General features: G+C 69.3%; 13 protein-coding genes. 3 read left to right on the top strand and 10 right to left on the bottom strand.

Translation table 11 applies throughout. The annotated features are described in order from the left end of the window. The 6 genes from pdhA to AU196_RS15535 form a co-directional block, all read right to left on the bottom strand. The gene (gene pdhA / locus AU196_RS15560; protein ID WP_197415802.1) at nt 1–1,101 is read right to left on the bottom strand and encodes a pyruvate dehydrogenase (acetyl-transferring) E1 component subunit alpha; all 1,101 of its coding nucleotides are present in this window, start codon (nt 1,099–1,101) and stop codon (nt 1–3) included. Nucleotides 1,102–1,175: 74 nt separating this feature from the next. Further along, nucleotides 1,176–1,988: an HpcH/HpaI aldolase/citrate lyase family protein gene (locus AU196_RS15555; protein ID WP_197415801.1), complete on the bottom strand. Its 813-nt coding sequence runs from the start codon at nt 1,986–1,988 to the stop codon at nt 1,176–1,178. Beyond that, entirely contained in the window at nt 1,988–2,479 is a 492-nt protein-coding gene (locus AU196_RS15550; protein ID WP_059095965.1) for a MaoC family dehydratase, read from the bottom strand. The genes AU196_RS15555 and AU196_RS15550 overlap by 1 nt, the downstream gene beginning before the upstream one ends. Further along, a complete protein-coding gene (locus AU196_RS15545; RefSeq protein WP_059095964.1) occupies nt 2,476–3,636 on the bottom strand; it encodes an acyl-CoA dehydrogenase family protein in 1,161 nt (386 codons plus the stop codon). The genes AU196_RS15550 and AU196_RS15545 overlap by 4 nt, the downstream gene beginning before the upstream one ends. Beyond that, on the bottom strand, nt 3,633–5,621 hold the full coding sequence (locus tag AU196_RS15540) for an acetyl-CoA carboxylase biotin carboxylase subunit (RefSeq protein ID WP_059095963.1): 1,989 nt from the start codon (nt 5,619–5,621) through the stop codon (nt 3,633–3,635). The genes AU196_RS15545 and AU196_RS15540 overlap by 4 nt, the downstream gene beginning before the upstream one ends. 2 nt (nt 5,622–5,623) lie before the next feature. Continuing rightward, entirely contained in the window at nt 5,624–7,174 is a 1,551-nt protein-coding gene (locus AU196_RS15535; RefSeq protein WP_059095962.1) for a carboxyl transferase domain-containing protein, read from the bottom strand. A 96-nt stretch (nt 7,175–7,270) separates the two neighbouring features. On the opposite strand from AU196_RS15535, the gene AU196_RS15530 reads away from it, so the two are divergent. Further along, nucleotides 7,271–7,894, top strand: a complete 624-nt coding sequence (locus tag AU196_RS15530; RefSeq protein ID WP_059095961.1) for an SACE_7040 family transcriptional regulator — start codon at nt 7,271–7,273, stop codon at nt 7,892–7,894. On the opposite strand, the gene AU196_RS25860 is transcribed toward AU196_RS15530, so the two are convergent. From AU196_RS25860 to AU196_RS15520, 3 genes are all read right to left on the bottom strand, one after another. Further along, nucleotides 7,891–8,046 (bottom strand): DUF6131 family protein, encoded by a 156-nt coding sequence (locus AU196_RS25860; protein WP_011768318.1) that lies wholly within the window; start codon nt 8,044–8,046, stop codon nt 7,891–7,893. The two genes, AU196_RS15530 and AU196_RS25860, sit on opposite strands and share 4 nt — an antisense overlap. 40 nt (nt 8,047–8,086) lie before the next feature. Continuing rightward, the gene (locus tag AU196_RS15525; RefSeq protein ID WP_059095960.1) at nt 8,087–8,296 is read right to left on the bottom strand and encodes a hypothetical protein; all 210 of its coding nucleotides are present in this window, start codon (nt 8,294–8,296) and stop codon (nt 8,087–8,089) included. A 94-nt stretch (nt 8,297–8,390) separates the two neighbouring features. Next, nucleotides 8,391–10,268: an alpha/beta hydrolase family protein gene (locus AU196_RS15520; RefSeq protein WP_059095959.1), complete on the bottom strand. Its 1,878-nt coding sequence runs from the start codon at nt 10,266–10,268 to the stop codon at nt 8,391–8,393. 159 nt (nt 10,269–10,427) lie between these two features. On the opposite strand from AU196_RS15520, the gene AU196_RS15515 reads away from it, so the two are divergent. Beyond that, nucleotides 10,428–11,204, top strand: a complete 777-nt coding sequence (locus tag AU196_RS15515; protein ID WP_059095958.1) for an MmpS family transport accessory protein — start codon at nt 10,428–10,430, stop codon at nt 11,202–11,204. Here AU196_RS15515 and AU196_RS15510 read toward each other — a convergent pair. Further along, nucleotides 11,172–12,539 (bottom strand): MFS transporter, encoded by a 1,368-nt coding sequence (locus AU196_RS15510; protein ID WP_059095957.1) that lies wholly within the window; start codon nt 12,537–12,539, stop codon nt 11,172–11,174. The genes AU196_RS15515 and AU196_RS15510 overlap by 33 nt on opposite strands. Before the next feature lie 68 nt (nt 12,540–12,607). Here AU196_RS15510 and cmrA point away from each other — a divergent pair, with 68 nt between their 5' ends. Further along, a complete protein-coding gene (gene cmrA / locus AU196_RS15505) occupies nt 12,608–13,414 on the top strand; it encodes a mycolate reductase (protein ID WP_059095956.1) in 807 nt (268 codons plus the stop codon). Nucleotides 13,415–13,421: the final 7 nt, after the last annotated feature.

Genomic DNA, 13,421 nt, shown 5'->3' with positions numbered 1-13,421 from the left:
TCACGCCTCCTTCGCCAACTCGGCGAGCAACCGGTCGCGCTGCTCGGCCAGGTCCGGGGTGATGTCGTGGTAGACCGTGTCGAACACCTCGGCGACATCGACATCGGGCGCACCGACCACCGCTTCGCGCAGTTCCGCGCGAAGCCGTTTCGACCTGGCGGACACCCGCTCCTCCAGTCGTTCCGTCCACACGCCGACGTTCTGCAGGTAGGTGCGGTAGCGCGGGATGGGGTCGAGCGCCTGCCACCGCTCGACCTCGGACTGCTCGCGGTACCGGCTGGGATCGTCGGACGTGGTGTGCGGTCCGAGCCGGTAGGTGACCGCCTCGATCAGCGTCGGCCCGCCGCCTCCGCGGGCGCGCGCGGCCGCCTCCGACATCACCGCGAAGCAGGCCAGCACGTCGTTACCGTCGACCCGCACACCCGGCATGCCGTACCCGGCGGCGCGGTGGGCGATCGACGGACCGGCCACCTGCCGCTCCACCGGCACCGAGATCGCCCACTGGTTGTTCTGGACGAAGAACACGCACGGCACCTGATAGACGGCGGCCAGGTTCATCGCCTCGTGGACGTCGCCCTCGCTGGTGGCGCCGTCGCCGAGGAACACGACCGTCACGGAATCCTCGCCGAGGCGTTGGGCGGCCATCGCGGCCCCCACGGCGTGCAGCCCCTGGGTGCCGATCGGGATCGAGATGGGCGCGCAGCACTTCGCCGTGAACTCCAGCCCGCCGTGCCACTTGCCTCGCCAGACCGCCGCCATCTGCGCCGGGGCGATGCCGCGCAGCAGGAACGCACCGATCTCCCGGTACTGCGGGAACAGCCAGTCGGTCTTGCGCAGACAGGCGGCGGCGCCGACCTGGGCGGCTTCCTGACCGCGGCAGGACGCGTAGAGCGCGAGCTCACCCTGACGCTGCAGGTGCACGAACTCGGTGTCGAGGTCGCGGGTGACGACCATCGTCTCGTACAACCAGGAGAGGGTCTCCGGAGGCAGGTCGCGGCTGTGGCGATGGTGTGCGCTCGGTGTGCCGTCGGCACCCACCAGCTGCACGGGGTCCATATCGACGCCGGCCATACCGCCTCCTTCAGGTCGCATCGACGGCATGTTTCGCCGTCCGACGACTTCAGGTGCTCAGCGTGTGGCGGTCGGAGCAGGACCCTTGGTGTCAGGGCTGTCCGTCAGCTGCCTGGGTGTGGCGCCAACGCGACGATGCGCTCCGCTCGCCTCAGCACTGGGGCATCCACCATTATGCCCTCGAACTGGAAGACGCCGCGTTCACCGCGCGCCGTGTCCAGGACGCGACGGGCCCAGTCGGCCTGTTCGTCGGTGGGCCGGTAGCCGTCGCGGATCACCGCGACCTGGGTGGGATGGATGGCGACCTTGGCGTCGAACCCGACCGCGACGGCGTCGTCGACCTCCGCCCGCAGCCCGTCGAGGTCCTTGATATCGAGGTAGACCGAGTCCAGGGCCATGCGGCCGTAGGCCTTGGCGGCGAGCAGCGACTGCGACCGCACGTGGACGGCGAAGTCCCGGTAGGAGTTGTCGGGCCGCCGACTCGAGGTGCCGCCGAGCACGGCCAGCAGATCCTCGGCGCCCCACATCACGGCGACGGTGTTGTCCACCCGGCTCACCTCCACGACGCTGAGCGCGCCCAGCGGGGTCTCGATCAACGCCACGACGTCCAGCGGTGCGAGCGCCCCCACCTGGTCGGCGCTCTCGGTCTTGGCGAGCATGACGGTCGTGTAGTCCGTCCGCGCCAACGCCTTCAGGTCGAGTTCGTGGTCGGGCGTGGCCGCGGGGTTGATCCGGACCACGGTGCGCGCCGGATCGAGCGGAGTGTCGACGAGCGCCCGCCTGGCCGCCTCGCGGTCCTTGGCGGCCACCCCGTCTTCGAGGTCGAGGATCACCACATCGGCTGCGGAGGCGGCCTTTTCGAACCGCTCGGGCCGGTCGGCGGGGCAGAACAGCCACCCGGGTCCGGTGCCAATCATCAGGCCTCCTCGACGGGTTGCTTGCGCACCATGGTCTTTCGCGACGCGGTGGCGACGATGTCGCCGTGCTGGTTGCGCCCGACGTGGGCGAACGTCACGATGCCCTCCCCCGGCCGGCTCTTGGACTCGCGCTTCTCGAGCACCTCGGTCTCCGCGTAGAGGGTGTCGCCGTGGAACAGCGGTTTCGGGAACGCCACCTCGCCGAAGCCGAGGTTGCCGACGATCGTGCCCTGCGTGAGCTGTGCGACCGACAGGCCCACCAGCGTCGAGAGCGTGAACATCGAGTTGACCAGCCGCTGGTTGAACGGCGGCAGCGCGTCGGAGAACGCGGCGTCGAGATGCAGCGCCTGCGTGTTCATGGTCAGCGTGGTGAACAGGACGTTGTCGGCCTCGGTGATGGTGCGGCCGGGCCGGTGCTGGTAGAGCACCCCGGTCTCGAACTCCTCGAACCACAGCCCGCGCTGGACGACGATCCGCTTGTCACCGCTCACAGGCCCGCCTGCCGCGCGATCAGCATGAGCTGGACTTCGGTTGTCCCCTCGCCGATTTCGAGGATCTTGCTGTCGCGGTAGTGCCGCGCGACGGTGAACTCGTTCATGAAGCCGTAGCCGCCGAAGATCTGTGTGGCGTCGCGGGCGTTGTCCATCGCGGCCTCGCTGGCCACCAGCTTGGCGATCGCGGCTTCCTTCTTGAACGGTTTACCGGACAGCATCAGCGCCGCGGCGTCGTAGTAGGCGGTGCGCGCCGTGTGGGCACGCGCCTCCATCCGCGCGATCTTGAACGCGATGGCCTGGTTGCTGCCGATGGTGCGTCCGAAGGCCTCCCGCTCCTTGGCGTACCGGACACTCTCGTCGACACACCCCTGCGCCGCGCCGACCGACAGGGCGGCGATCGCGATCCGGCCCTCGTCGAGGATGCGCAGGAAGTTCGCGTAGCCGCGGCCCCGCTCACCGAGCAGGTTCTCCTCCGGCACCCGGACGTCGTCGAACGACAGCGGATGCGTGTCGGAGGCGTTCCACCCCACCTTGTTGTAGGCCGGTTCGGCGGTGAACCCCTCGGTCGGCACGGGTACGAGGATCGACGAGATCTCCTTGCGCCCGTCGGTCTCGCCCGTGACGGCGGTGACCGTGACCAGCTTGGTGATGTCGGTGCCCGAGTTCGTGATGAACTGCTTACTGCCATTAATGACCCACGTTGATCCATCCGATTTTGCAGCGGTCTTGGTCGCCCCGGCGTCGCTGCCGCCGCCGGGTTCGGTCAGCCCGAACGCCGCGAGCGCTTGGCCACTGGTCAACTGCGGCAACCACTCCCGCTTCTGGGCCTCGTTGCCGAACCGGTACACCGGCATCGCGCCGAGCGACACGCCGGCCTCGAGTGTGATCGCCACGCTCTGGTCGACCTTGCCGAGTTCCTCCAGGGCCAGGCACAGCGCGAAATAGTCCCCGCCCATCCCGCCGTACTCCTCGGGGAACGGCAGGCCGAACAGCCCCATGTCGGCCATGCCGCGCACCACCTCGTACGGGAACGAATGCTCCTCGTCGTGTTTGGCGGCGACCGGTGCCACGACGGTGCGGGCGAAGTCGCGCACGGTCTTGGCGAGTTGTTCGTAGTGGTCCGGCAGGGTGCCGGACGACAGAAAGTCCGTCATGACTGATCTCCTTTGTCGGTAGCGACAATCCGTGCCAGCGGCTGGCCCACCTTGACCTGGTCGGCGACCGCGACGAGCAGTTCGACCACACCGTCGACGGGTGCGGTCAGGGCGTGTTCCATCTTCATCGCCTCGACGGTGACCACCACGGTCCCCTTCGTCACGGTCGCCCCGTCGTCGATGCCGACGGCCACGACCGAACCCGGCATCGGGCTGGTCAGCTCGGCATCGCCGCTGTGGGCGTCGTCCTGGCGCACCGGGGCCTCGCGGACCTCGGCGACCGCGACCGTCCGGCCTGCGCCGGCCAGCCACATCTGCTCGCCGTCGGCGGCGACGAGGTACTCGGTGCGCAGACCGTCGAGGGTGACGACGAGCCGGTCGCCGTCGAGCGTGGCCGACAGCGAACGGGTTTCGCCGTCCTCGACCCGCGCCGTGGCGGCCCGCGGGGTGCCGGTCAGGTGGACGTGATCGGTGCGCTCACCGGACTGCAGGCGATGCGTCGTGGGAGCGTGGTCACCGACGCGCCAGCCCATCGGCACCGCCCACAGGTCGCCGCCGGGTGCAGGCCACGCCCGTAGCCACAGGTGCGCGGCCGCGGCGATGAGATCCTCGTCGCGCACCGGTGCCTGCGCGTAGTCGGGCGCCCGGCGGTCGAGCAGACCGGTGTCGAGCCGGCCCGCGACGACATCCGGGTCGGTGAGCAGGAATCGCAGGAACTCGACGTTCGTGTCCACGCCGAGGACCGCTGTCTGCGCCAGCGCGCGATCGAGCGCCCGCAGCGCCGCCGGACGGTCGGACCCGTGAGCGATCACCTTGGCCAGCATCGGGTCGTAGTCGCTGCCCACCACCGCGCCGCGGCTCAGGCCCGAGTCGACCCGGACGCCGGCACCGCCGGGTTCGGCCAGCCCGTGGACGGTGCCACCGGTCGGCAGGAATCCGCGGCCCGGGTCCTCGGCGTAGACGCGGGCCTCGACGGCGTGGCCGCGCAGGGTGACGTCGCCCTGGGCGATCGTCAGTTTCTCCCCCGCGGCGATGCGGACCTGCTGCTCCACGAGATCCACACCGGTGACCATCTCGGTGACCGGGTGCTCGACCTGCAGGCGGGTGTTCATCTCCATGAAGAAGAACTCATCGGGCCGGTCGGCCGACACGATGAACTCCACCGTGCCCGCCCCGGCGTAGTCCACGCTACGCGCGGTGTCGCACGCCGCCTCCCCGATCCTGGCGCGGGTGGCCTCGTCGAGCAGCGGTGAGGGCGCCTCCTCGATCACCTTCTGGTGGCGGCGCTGCAGGCTGCACTCCCGCTCCCCGAGGTGGATGACGTTGCCGTGGCCGTCGGCGAGGACCTGCACCTCGATGTGGCGCGGGTTGAGCACGAACCGTTCGAGGAACAGCGTGTCGTCACCGAACGCGGCGGCCGCCTCCCGTCGGGCCGACACGAGGGCGGCGGGCAGTTCGGCGGCGTCGCGCACCACCCGCATCCCCTTGCCGCCACCGCCTGCCGACGGTTTCACCAGCACCGGGAAGCCGACGTCACCGACCCCGGCAATCAGGTCGTCGTCGGTCAGGCCCGGCCGCGAGATGCCGGGGACGACGGGCACGCCGAACGCCGAGACCGCCGCCTTGGCCGCGATCTTGTCGCCCATCGTCTTGATCGCGTCGACGGGTGGGCCGATGAACACGACACCCGCTGCTCCCAGGGCCGCGGCGAAATCCGCGTTCTCCGAGAGGAATCCGTAGCCGGGGTGGACGGCCTGGGCGCCGGTGCGCCGGGCCGCGGACACCACCGCCTCGATGTCGAGGTAGCTCTGCCGGGCGGCGGCCGGGCCGATGCGGACGGCGACGTCGGCCTCCGCGACGTGGCGCGCACCGGCGTCGGCGTCGCTGAACACCGCCACCGAGCGGATCCCCATCGCGCGCAGGGTGCGGATGACCCGAACGGCGATCTCTCCGCGGTTGGCGACCAAAACGGTGTCGAAAGTCATCATCACATCCGGAAGACGCCGTAGGAGACAGGTTCCAGGGGAGCCTGTCCGACAAGGGAAAGGGCCAGCCCCACGACCGTCCTGGTATCGGCCGGGTCGATGACGCCGTCATCCCACAGCCGCGCCGTCGAATAGTAGGGGTTGCCCTGACGTTCGTACTGCTCCCGGATCGGCGCCTTGAACTCCTGCTCCTGCTCGGGCGTCATCTCGCCGCGCACCGTGGCGAGCACCGACGCGGCCTGTTCACCACCCATCACCGAGATCCGCGCATTCGGCCACATCCAGAGGAAGCGCGGCGAATACGCGCGGCCGCACATCGAGTAGTTGCCCGCGCCGTAGGACCCGCCGATGACGACGGTCAGCTTGGGCACCCGCGCACAGGCCACCGCGGTGACCATCTTCGCGCCGTGTTTGGCGATCCCGGAGGCCTCGTAGTCGCGACCCACCATGAAACCCGAGATGTTCTGCAGGAACAGCAGCGGCACCACGCGCTTGTCGCACAGTTCGATGAAATGCGCGCCCTTCTGCGCGGACTCACCGAACAGCACGCCGTTGTTGGCGACGATGCCGACCGGATGGCCGTGGATGCGGGCGAACCCCGTGACCAGTGTGGTTCCGTACTCGGCCTTGAACTCGGAGAACTCACCGCCGTCGACGATGCGGGTGATCACCTCGTGCACGTCGTAGGGCACCCGCGAGTCGACCGGGACGACGTCGTAGAGCTCGGACTGGTCGGCCACCGCGTCCACCGCGGGGGCCACCTCCCACGGCGGCCGCTGGGCCTGCCCGAGTGTCGCGACGATGCGCCGCACGATCCGCAGCGCGTCACGGTCGTCGTGGGCGAGGTGGTCGGTGACGCCGGAGGTCTTGGAGTGCAGGTCGCCGCCGCCCAGGTCCTCCGCGGAGACGACCTCGCCGGTGGCGGCCTTCACCAGCGGCGGCCCGCCGAGGAAGATCGTGCCCTGATTGCGGACGATCACCGCTTCGTCGCTCATCGCCGGCACGTAAGCCCCACCGGCGGTGCACGATCCGAGTACCGCGGCGATCTGCGCGATGCCCTGCGCGCTCAGCGTCGCCTGGTTGTAGAAGATGCGGCCGAAGTGGTCGCGGTCGGGGAACACCTCGTCCTGGCGGGGCAGGAACGCGCCGCCGGAGTCGACGAGGTACACACACGGCAGGCGGTTCTGCCCGGCGATCTCCTGGGCGCGCAGATGCTTCTTGACGGTCACCGGATAGTAGGTGCCGCCCTTCACGGTCGCGTCGTTCGCCACGATCGTGCACTCGCGTCCGGAGATCCGGCCGATGCCGGCGATCATCCCCGCACCCGGGCATTCGTCGTCGTACATCCCGTCCGCGGCCAACGGCGCGATCTCCAGGAACGGGCTGCCCGCGTCGAGAAGGCCGTCGACACGGTCACGCGGGAGCAGCTTGCCGCGGCTGACGTGACGCTCCCGCGCCCTCGCCGGCCCGCCGAGCGCCGCACCCGCGAGCTTGGTGCGCAACTCCTCGACGAGCGGTGTGTGCCCGTCACGATGTGATGCCCACGGTGCCATCGGTGAACCCGTTCATTTGAGTTAATGACGACTAACTCGTGGTATGTTAATCACGATTAACACCCGCTGTCCACCACCCCACCGCAGAGGCCGTCCATGGCGTCGACGTCAGTCGCGAACACCCGCCGCAGTCAGGCGAAGTCGGACCGCCGCAGCCAGCTGATCGCCGCGGCGGAACGGCTTGTCGCGGAGAAGGGTTACCTCGCCGTACGCCTGGAGGACATCGGCGCCGCGGTCGGCATCAGCGGTCCCGCGATCTACCGGCACTTCCCCAACAAGGAGGCGCTGCTCGTCGAGTTGCTGGTCGGCATCAGCGCCCGACTGCTCGCCGGCGCGCGCGACGTGCTGGCCCGAACCCCCGATGCGGGGGCGGCGCTCGACGGGCTCATCGACTTCCATCTCGACTTCGCGCTCGGCGAATCCGATCTGATCCGGATCCAGGACCGCGACCTGGGCCACCTGCCCGACCCCGCCAAACGGCAGGTGCGCCGGGCGCAGCGACAGTACGTCGAGATCTGGGTCCAGGTCCTGCGCGCGGCGGACGCCTCACTCGACGAGGCGCAGGCGCGTCTGATGGCGCACGCGGCGTTCGGTCTGCTCAACTCCACGCCGCACAGCGTCAAGCCCGGACACAACAGAGCGGCCGAGGCCAGCTCGCGCACTGTCCTTCGAGCCATGACAGTGGCGGCGCTGACCTCGGCCGGCCGGCTACAGAGCTAGTACCAGACTTTTCGGCCTCCGACCGCGCGGCCGGTCGCACCGAGAATCCAGAAGACCGCACCGATGACGATGAGCACCGCACCGATGGTGGTCAGAATGTTCATGCCCAGGACGAATCCCAGCACCACCAAGATGATTCCGAGAATAATCACCGCTTACTCCTTCTCCTTCTTTACTTGTTGGCGCCAGTCATCACTGGCTGGGCTCGGGAATCTGCACCTCGCTGCAGTCCACCTTCGGGTTGACACCCGCGTAGTTCAGCGGACCCGCAACGACGGTCAACGCGACACGAGCTGTCGTGGCGCAGTTGGCTTCTCCGCCCTTGAAATAATCTCGCTGAAAGGCAGCCACCACGCCGATCAGCAACCAGACGAGCACAATTACGCCGAGTATGCCTCTCATGCACCGCCTCCATCCTCTTCGCGCCGGTGTGACGCGCAACACCGTTTACCCCCATGACAATTGCTCCAAACCTGCGGTACGGCGCCGGCCGGAGTCAGGACACCGGGGCGGTGGAGAAGGCCTTGAGCAGCCACGTCGTCATCGCGTTGACGAGCGCGGCGCGGTTCTCGCGTTTGACGATCTCGTGGCCGTCCTCGTCGAACACCAGCAGCTCCACGGTGCGGTCCAGGGCTCGCAATGCGGCGAACATTTGCTGCGATTCGCTGGGCGGCACGTTGGTGTCGTTACCGCCGTGTACCAGCAGCAGCGGGGCGGTCAGGGCGGGTGCGCGCAGCAGCGGCGAGAGCCGCTCGAGCAGGTCGCGGTCACCGATCGGGTGTCCGTACTTCGGGTATGCGGCCGCGGCGATCCACGGCTCGGTGTTGCGGTACCAGGTGCTCAGATCGCTCATCCCGCAGATGCTGATCCCCGCGGCGAACAATTCCGGATGAAAGGTCAACGCCGCCTGCGTGAGGTACCCGCCATAGGACCATCCACAGCAGGCGATGCGGTCGGCGTGTACGGCCTCGCGCTCGATCAGGTATTGCACGCAGTCCGCCACGTCGTCGATGGCGGCGAATCTGAGCTCCTTGTCGTCGGCGTGCATGAACGCACGGCCGAATCCGCCCGAGCCGCGGACATTCGGTGTGAACACCGTGATACCCGCCGCCAGCAGCGCCGGGTAGTACTCGTTGTAGCCCGGCCGGGACTGACCCTCCGGCCCGCCGTGCAGGAAGATCATCGCGCCGACCGGTTCGACCGGTGCGGGCGGGCGGTACAGCCAGCCGGTCACTTCCATCCCGTCGCGGGCGACGACCACCTCCAGCGTCGGGTCGGCCGTCAGCGGGCCCTCGCTGGGTTCGCGGTCCACCCGTTGCCACTCGCGTGAGCGCGGGTCGACCAGTTCGACGGTGGGCGGCAGCGACGGGCTCTCCACCGTCATCGCGACCATCGAACCGCCCGCGCTGATCGACAGCTCGGTCGCCACGAGCCCGGGCAGCGGGATGGGTTCGGACAACGTGTTGTCGGCATATTCGAGGATCTGTAACTCGCTGCAGCCGTTGATGTTCCACAACAGCGCGACGGTCGAGAGGTCGTCGCTGACCACGAACTCGTCGAGGTCGAATCCGGGCTTCTCCGCGACGACGTGGTAGCTGACGCCCTCGGCCGTGGTGGTCACCTCGATGAGGCGGGCGTGCGATCCGCCGTTGTCGCTGCGGATCAGCGCGCGCACATAGCCTTCGGTGCTGTTGAGCCCGTGGTCCTTGGCCGGGTGGTAGAGCGTGAAGCTCTCCCCCATCGGGCCCGACCGCAGACGCCGCGGGCTGTGGTCGTCGAGGATGTAGCCCATGTCGGTGGTCGAACCCGGATCGTAGGGCAGCAGTGCGGTTTCGGTCAGACCGCGGAGCATGATGAGGTCGCGGTAACCGCGCGGACCGACCCGCACCAGCGACGCGCCGGCCCACGCGTCGACCAGGCGACCTGCCGTGCGGCGGTCCAGCACGACGGTGGCGCCGTCGGCCGGGTCGATCAGGCACGAACTTCCGACGCCGTCCTCACCGGTGAGGATCGCCGCGACCTGCGTGCCGTCCCAGCCGATGAGTTCGGCGCTGCCGTCCGCCTGGTCGTCGGGCCACGAGTCGATGCGGCGGGCGTCCCGGTCGTCGGGATCGGTTGTCACCACCCAGATCTGGAACCGGTCGCTGCCGTCGGGCGCGACCTGGCAGGCCAGCCAGTGCCCGTCGGCGGAATGCATGACCCGCGTGACCGGGCCCTCGACGGGCAACTCCACGTCGCGCGAGGAACTCGCCCGCCACCCGAGCAGGAACCGCTGCACCGCCCGCGGGAAGCCGCCGTCGTCGACGAGGTGGGCGAATGCCGTCGCATCAGGCGACAGTGACGCACCGTAGTTCGCCCGCACCTGGCGTATCACGCGTCGACCCTCCTCGTCCTGGTCCTCGTCCTGATCCTCGCCGTGGTCCTCGCGACCGACCGGCCACCCCTGACGGTATCCGCGTCTGCAATCACCGGCACACCCAACACCACGACGGCGCGACGGGATCCGCAGGTACCCTGCGACCATGAGGTGGGTATGACCGAGTCACCACGTCGTGACGGCGCCGAGCCGACCCAGCCGCTGGGTAACAGCTACCAGGGTCCGCCGGACCCCGCATACGCCAACCAGACCCCGTACGGTCCGGCGTATCAGCCTCCCGTCGCACCGAATCCCACGGAGCGGCTGTCGCCGTACTCTCAGTATGGCCAGTACGGCTATGACCCGTACGCGACCGGTCAGTACGGGCCCGGCTATCCGCCCGGCGGCCCCCAGCAACCACCGCCGGAGGGCCCCAAATCGCCGATGTGGCTGTGGGTGCTCGCGGGTGCGGTGGTCCTGCTCGTCGTCGCGCTCGTGATCGCGCTGGTGATCACCAACAGCTCGCGGCAGCAGACCGTGGTCGCGCCGGCTCCGTCGATGCCGGAACCGACCGCCACCACCTCGCAGCGCCCCACCACCACGTCGCGCATCCCGACACCGGTGGTTCCGCTGCCGACCACCGAGCCGTCCCCGACCACGGCGCCGCCGACCTCGGGGCGGTCGGAGTCGACCGAGACCGTGACCTATGACGTCGTCGGCGAGGGCCGTGTCATCAACATCACCTACACCGACACCGGCGGGGTGCCGCAGACCGAGTTCAACGTCGCGCTCCCGTGGAGCAAGCAGGTGGAACTGCCGTCGCCGGCGCGCAGTTCGGCGCGCATCAGCATCATCAACGTCGGACGCGACGTCACCTGCTCGGTGACGATCAACGGCGCGCAGGTGGAGCAGAACACCGGGTCAGGGCTGACCTTCTGCGTCGGCATGCGTTAGCGCCGCCGGCCGGGTGTGCGGTGCCCGCACCACGAGCATCGCCGCCAGTCCGGCCGCCAGCACCACGCACAGCCCGGCCATACCCGCGCGGTCGCTGTCGAACAGGTCGATGAACATGAAGAACAGCCACGGCGCGAGGAACGCCACCGCCCGGCCGGTCGTGGTGTACAGGCCGAACGCCACTCCCTCTTTGCCCGCGGCCGACATCCGCAGCATCAGGGTGCGCGCCGAGGACTGCGTCGGCCCGATGAACAGGCACAGCAGCAGACCGCACACCCAGAACGCCATCGGGCCGGACAGACTCAGCAGGGCCAGACCGACCGCGATCATCGCGACCAGGGACACCACGATCACCGGTTTCGAGCCGACCCGGTCGTCGATCAGGCCGCCGATCACCGCGCCGACGGCGGCCACCACACACGCGCTCACGCCGAACAGCAGGACGTCGGCCTCAGAGATGCCGTACACGCTCACCCCGAGCACCGCACCGAACGCGAACACCCCGGCCAGCCCGTCGCGGAACACCGCGCTGGCGAGCAGGTAGTAGACGATGTTGTGGTCCCGGCGCCATTCCCCGACGATCTCGGTCCACAGTCTGCGGTAGGCCGCCAACACTCCGGAGGGCTGGTCCGGGTCGACGACGTCGGCGTCCGGGAGGTGCGTCGGCACGGTGAGCAGCAGCGGCAGCGCGAACAGCAGGAACCAGCCGGCGGCCAGCAGCATCGCCGCGCGGATGTTCTGGCCGTCGGAGACCGGGATGTCGAACAGACCGCGGGTGTCACCGTCGCCGGAGACGAAACCCACGTACACCAGCACCAGAAGGAAGACACTGCCCAGGTATCCTGCAGCCCAACCCAATCCGGATATCCGCCCCGATCTCTGCGGGCCGGCCAGCTGCCGCAGCATCGCGTTGTAGGGCACGCTGGCCAGATCACCGCACGCCGCGGTGCAGGCCAGCAGCACCAGACCCGCCCACAGGTAGCGGTGGTCGTCGCGGATCAGGCTCATCGACGCGGTGAGCAGGACCGCGGTGCCGGTCAGCACCGTCAGCACCACGCGTCGCCGGGCCGGGGCCTGCACCCACACCCCGGTCACGGGCGCCAACACGGCCACCACCAGCCCCGCCACGGTCATCGCGCGGCCCAGCCAACTGGTGGCCGAGGTGTCGCCGGGCAGATCCGATCCCACCGCGCTGGTGAGGTACACCGCGAACACGAACGTCGCGACGATCGCGTTCATGCCGGTGTTCCCGCAGTCCCACAATGCCCACGCGACGATGCGGCCTCGGCCGGCGATCGACGCCGAAGGTGGGTGTTTCGGCGCGGGTTGAGTCACGGTCGCCCACGATATAGACCGCCGACACGAGGTGACGGCGCACGCGCCCGTCCCGATATAGTCCGCCCATGCCAGTACCCGCACCCCGCCCCGAGGCCCGCGCGGTCGTCACCGGCGCGTCCCAGAACATCGGCGAAGCGCTGGCCACGGAGTTGGCCGCCCGTGGGCACCACCTGATCATCACGGCGCGGCGCGAAGACGTGCTGACCTCCCTGGCGGCGCGGCTGACGGAGCGTTACGGCGTGACCGTCGAGGTGCGCCCGGTCGACCTGGCCGATCCGGCGGCCCGCACCGCGCTGTGCGACGAGCTCGCCACCCGCGAGATCTCCATCCTGTGCGCCAACGCGGGCACCGCGACGTTCGGACCCGTCGCGCGCCTCGATCCCGCCGACGAGAAGGCGCAGGTCCAGTTGAACGTGCTCGGGGTGCACGATCTGGTCCTGGCGGTGTTGCCGGGCATGGTGTCGCGCCGCGCCGGCGGCATCCTCATCTCCGGGTCGGCGGCGGGCAACTCCCCCATCCCGAACAACGCCACTTATGCGGCGACCAAGGCATTCGTCAACACGTTCAGCGAATCGCTGCGCGGGGAGCTCAAGGGCGTCGGTGTGCACGTCACGCTGCTGGCTCCCGGCCCGGTGCGGGAGACGCTGCCCGACGAACACGAACAGTCGCTGGTGGAGAAGCTCATCCCCGACTTCCTGTGGATCTCGACCGAATACACCGCCAAGCTGTCCCTCGACGGCCTGGACGCCAACAAGATGCGGGTGGTGCCCGGGGTGACCTCGAAGGCGATGTCGGTGGCCAGCGGCTACGCCCCCCGCGCGATCGTCACACCGATCGTCGGCGCGGTGTACAAGAAGCTCGGCGGCGACTGAACACGCT

Origin of the sequence: Mycobacterium sp. IS-1742 (assembly GCF_001500125.1) — a bacterium.
Taxonomy (GTDB): domain Bacteria; phylum Actinomycetota; class Actinomycetes; order Mycobacteriales; family Mycobacteriaceae; genus Mycobacterium.
This window is presented reverse-complemented; position numbering and strand designations above follow the sequence as displayed.

Coding starts and splice junctions, on each gene's coding strand:
- pdhA (WP_197415802.1), bottom strand. CDS start 1,101: ATGCCGTCGATGCGACCTGAAGGAGGCGGTATGGCCGGCGTCGATATG.
- AU196_RS15555 (WP_197415801.1), bottom strand. CDS start 1,988: ATGATTGGCACCGGACCCGGGTGGCTGTTCTGCCCCGCCGACCGGCCC.
- AU196_RS15545 (WP_059095964.1), bottom strand. CDS start 3,636: ATGACGGACTTTCTGTCGTCCGGCACCCTGCCGGACCACTACGAACAA.
- AU196_RS15540 (WP_059095963.1), bottom strand. CDS start 5,621: ATGACTTTCGACACCGTTTTGGTCGCCAACCGCGGAGAGATCGCCGTT.
- AU196_RS15535 (WP_059095962.1), bottom strand. CDS start 7,174: ATGGCACCGTGGGCATCACATCGTGACGGGCACACACCGCTCGTCGAG.
- AU196_RS15530 (WP_059095961.1), top strand. CDS start 7,271: ATGGCGTCGACGTCAGTCGCGAACACCCGCCGCAGTCAGGCGAAGTCG.
- AU196_RS15525 (WP_059095960.1), bottom strand. CDS start 8,296: ATGAGAGGCATACTCGGCGTAATTGTGCTCGTCTGGTTGCTGATCGGC.
- AU196_RS15515 (WP_059095958.1), top strand. CDS start 10,428: ATGACCGAGTCACCACGTCGTGACGGCGCCGAGCCGACCCAGCCGCTG.
- cmrA (WP_059095956.1), top strand. CDS start 12,608: ATGCCAGTACCCGCACCCCGCCCCGAGGCCCGCGCGGTCGTCACCGGC.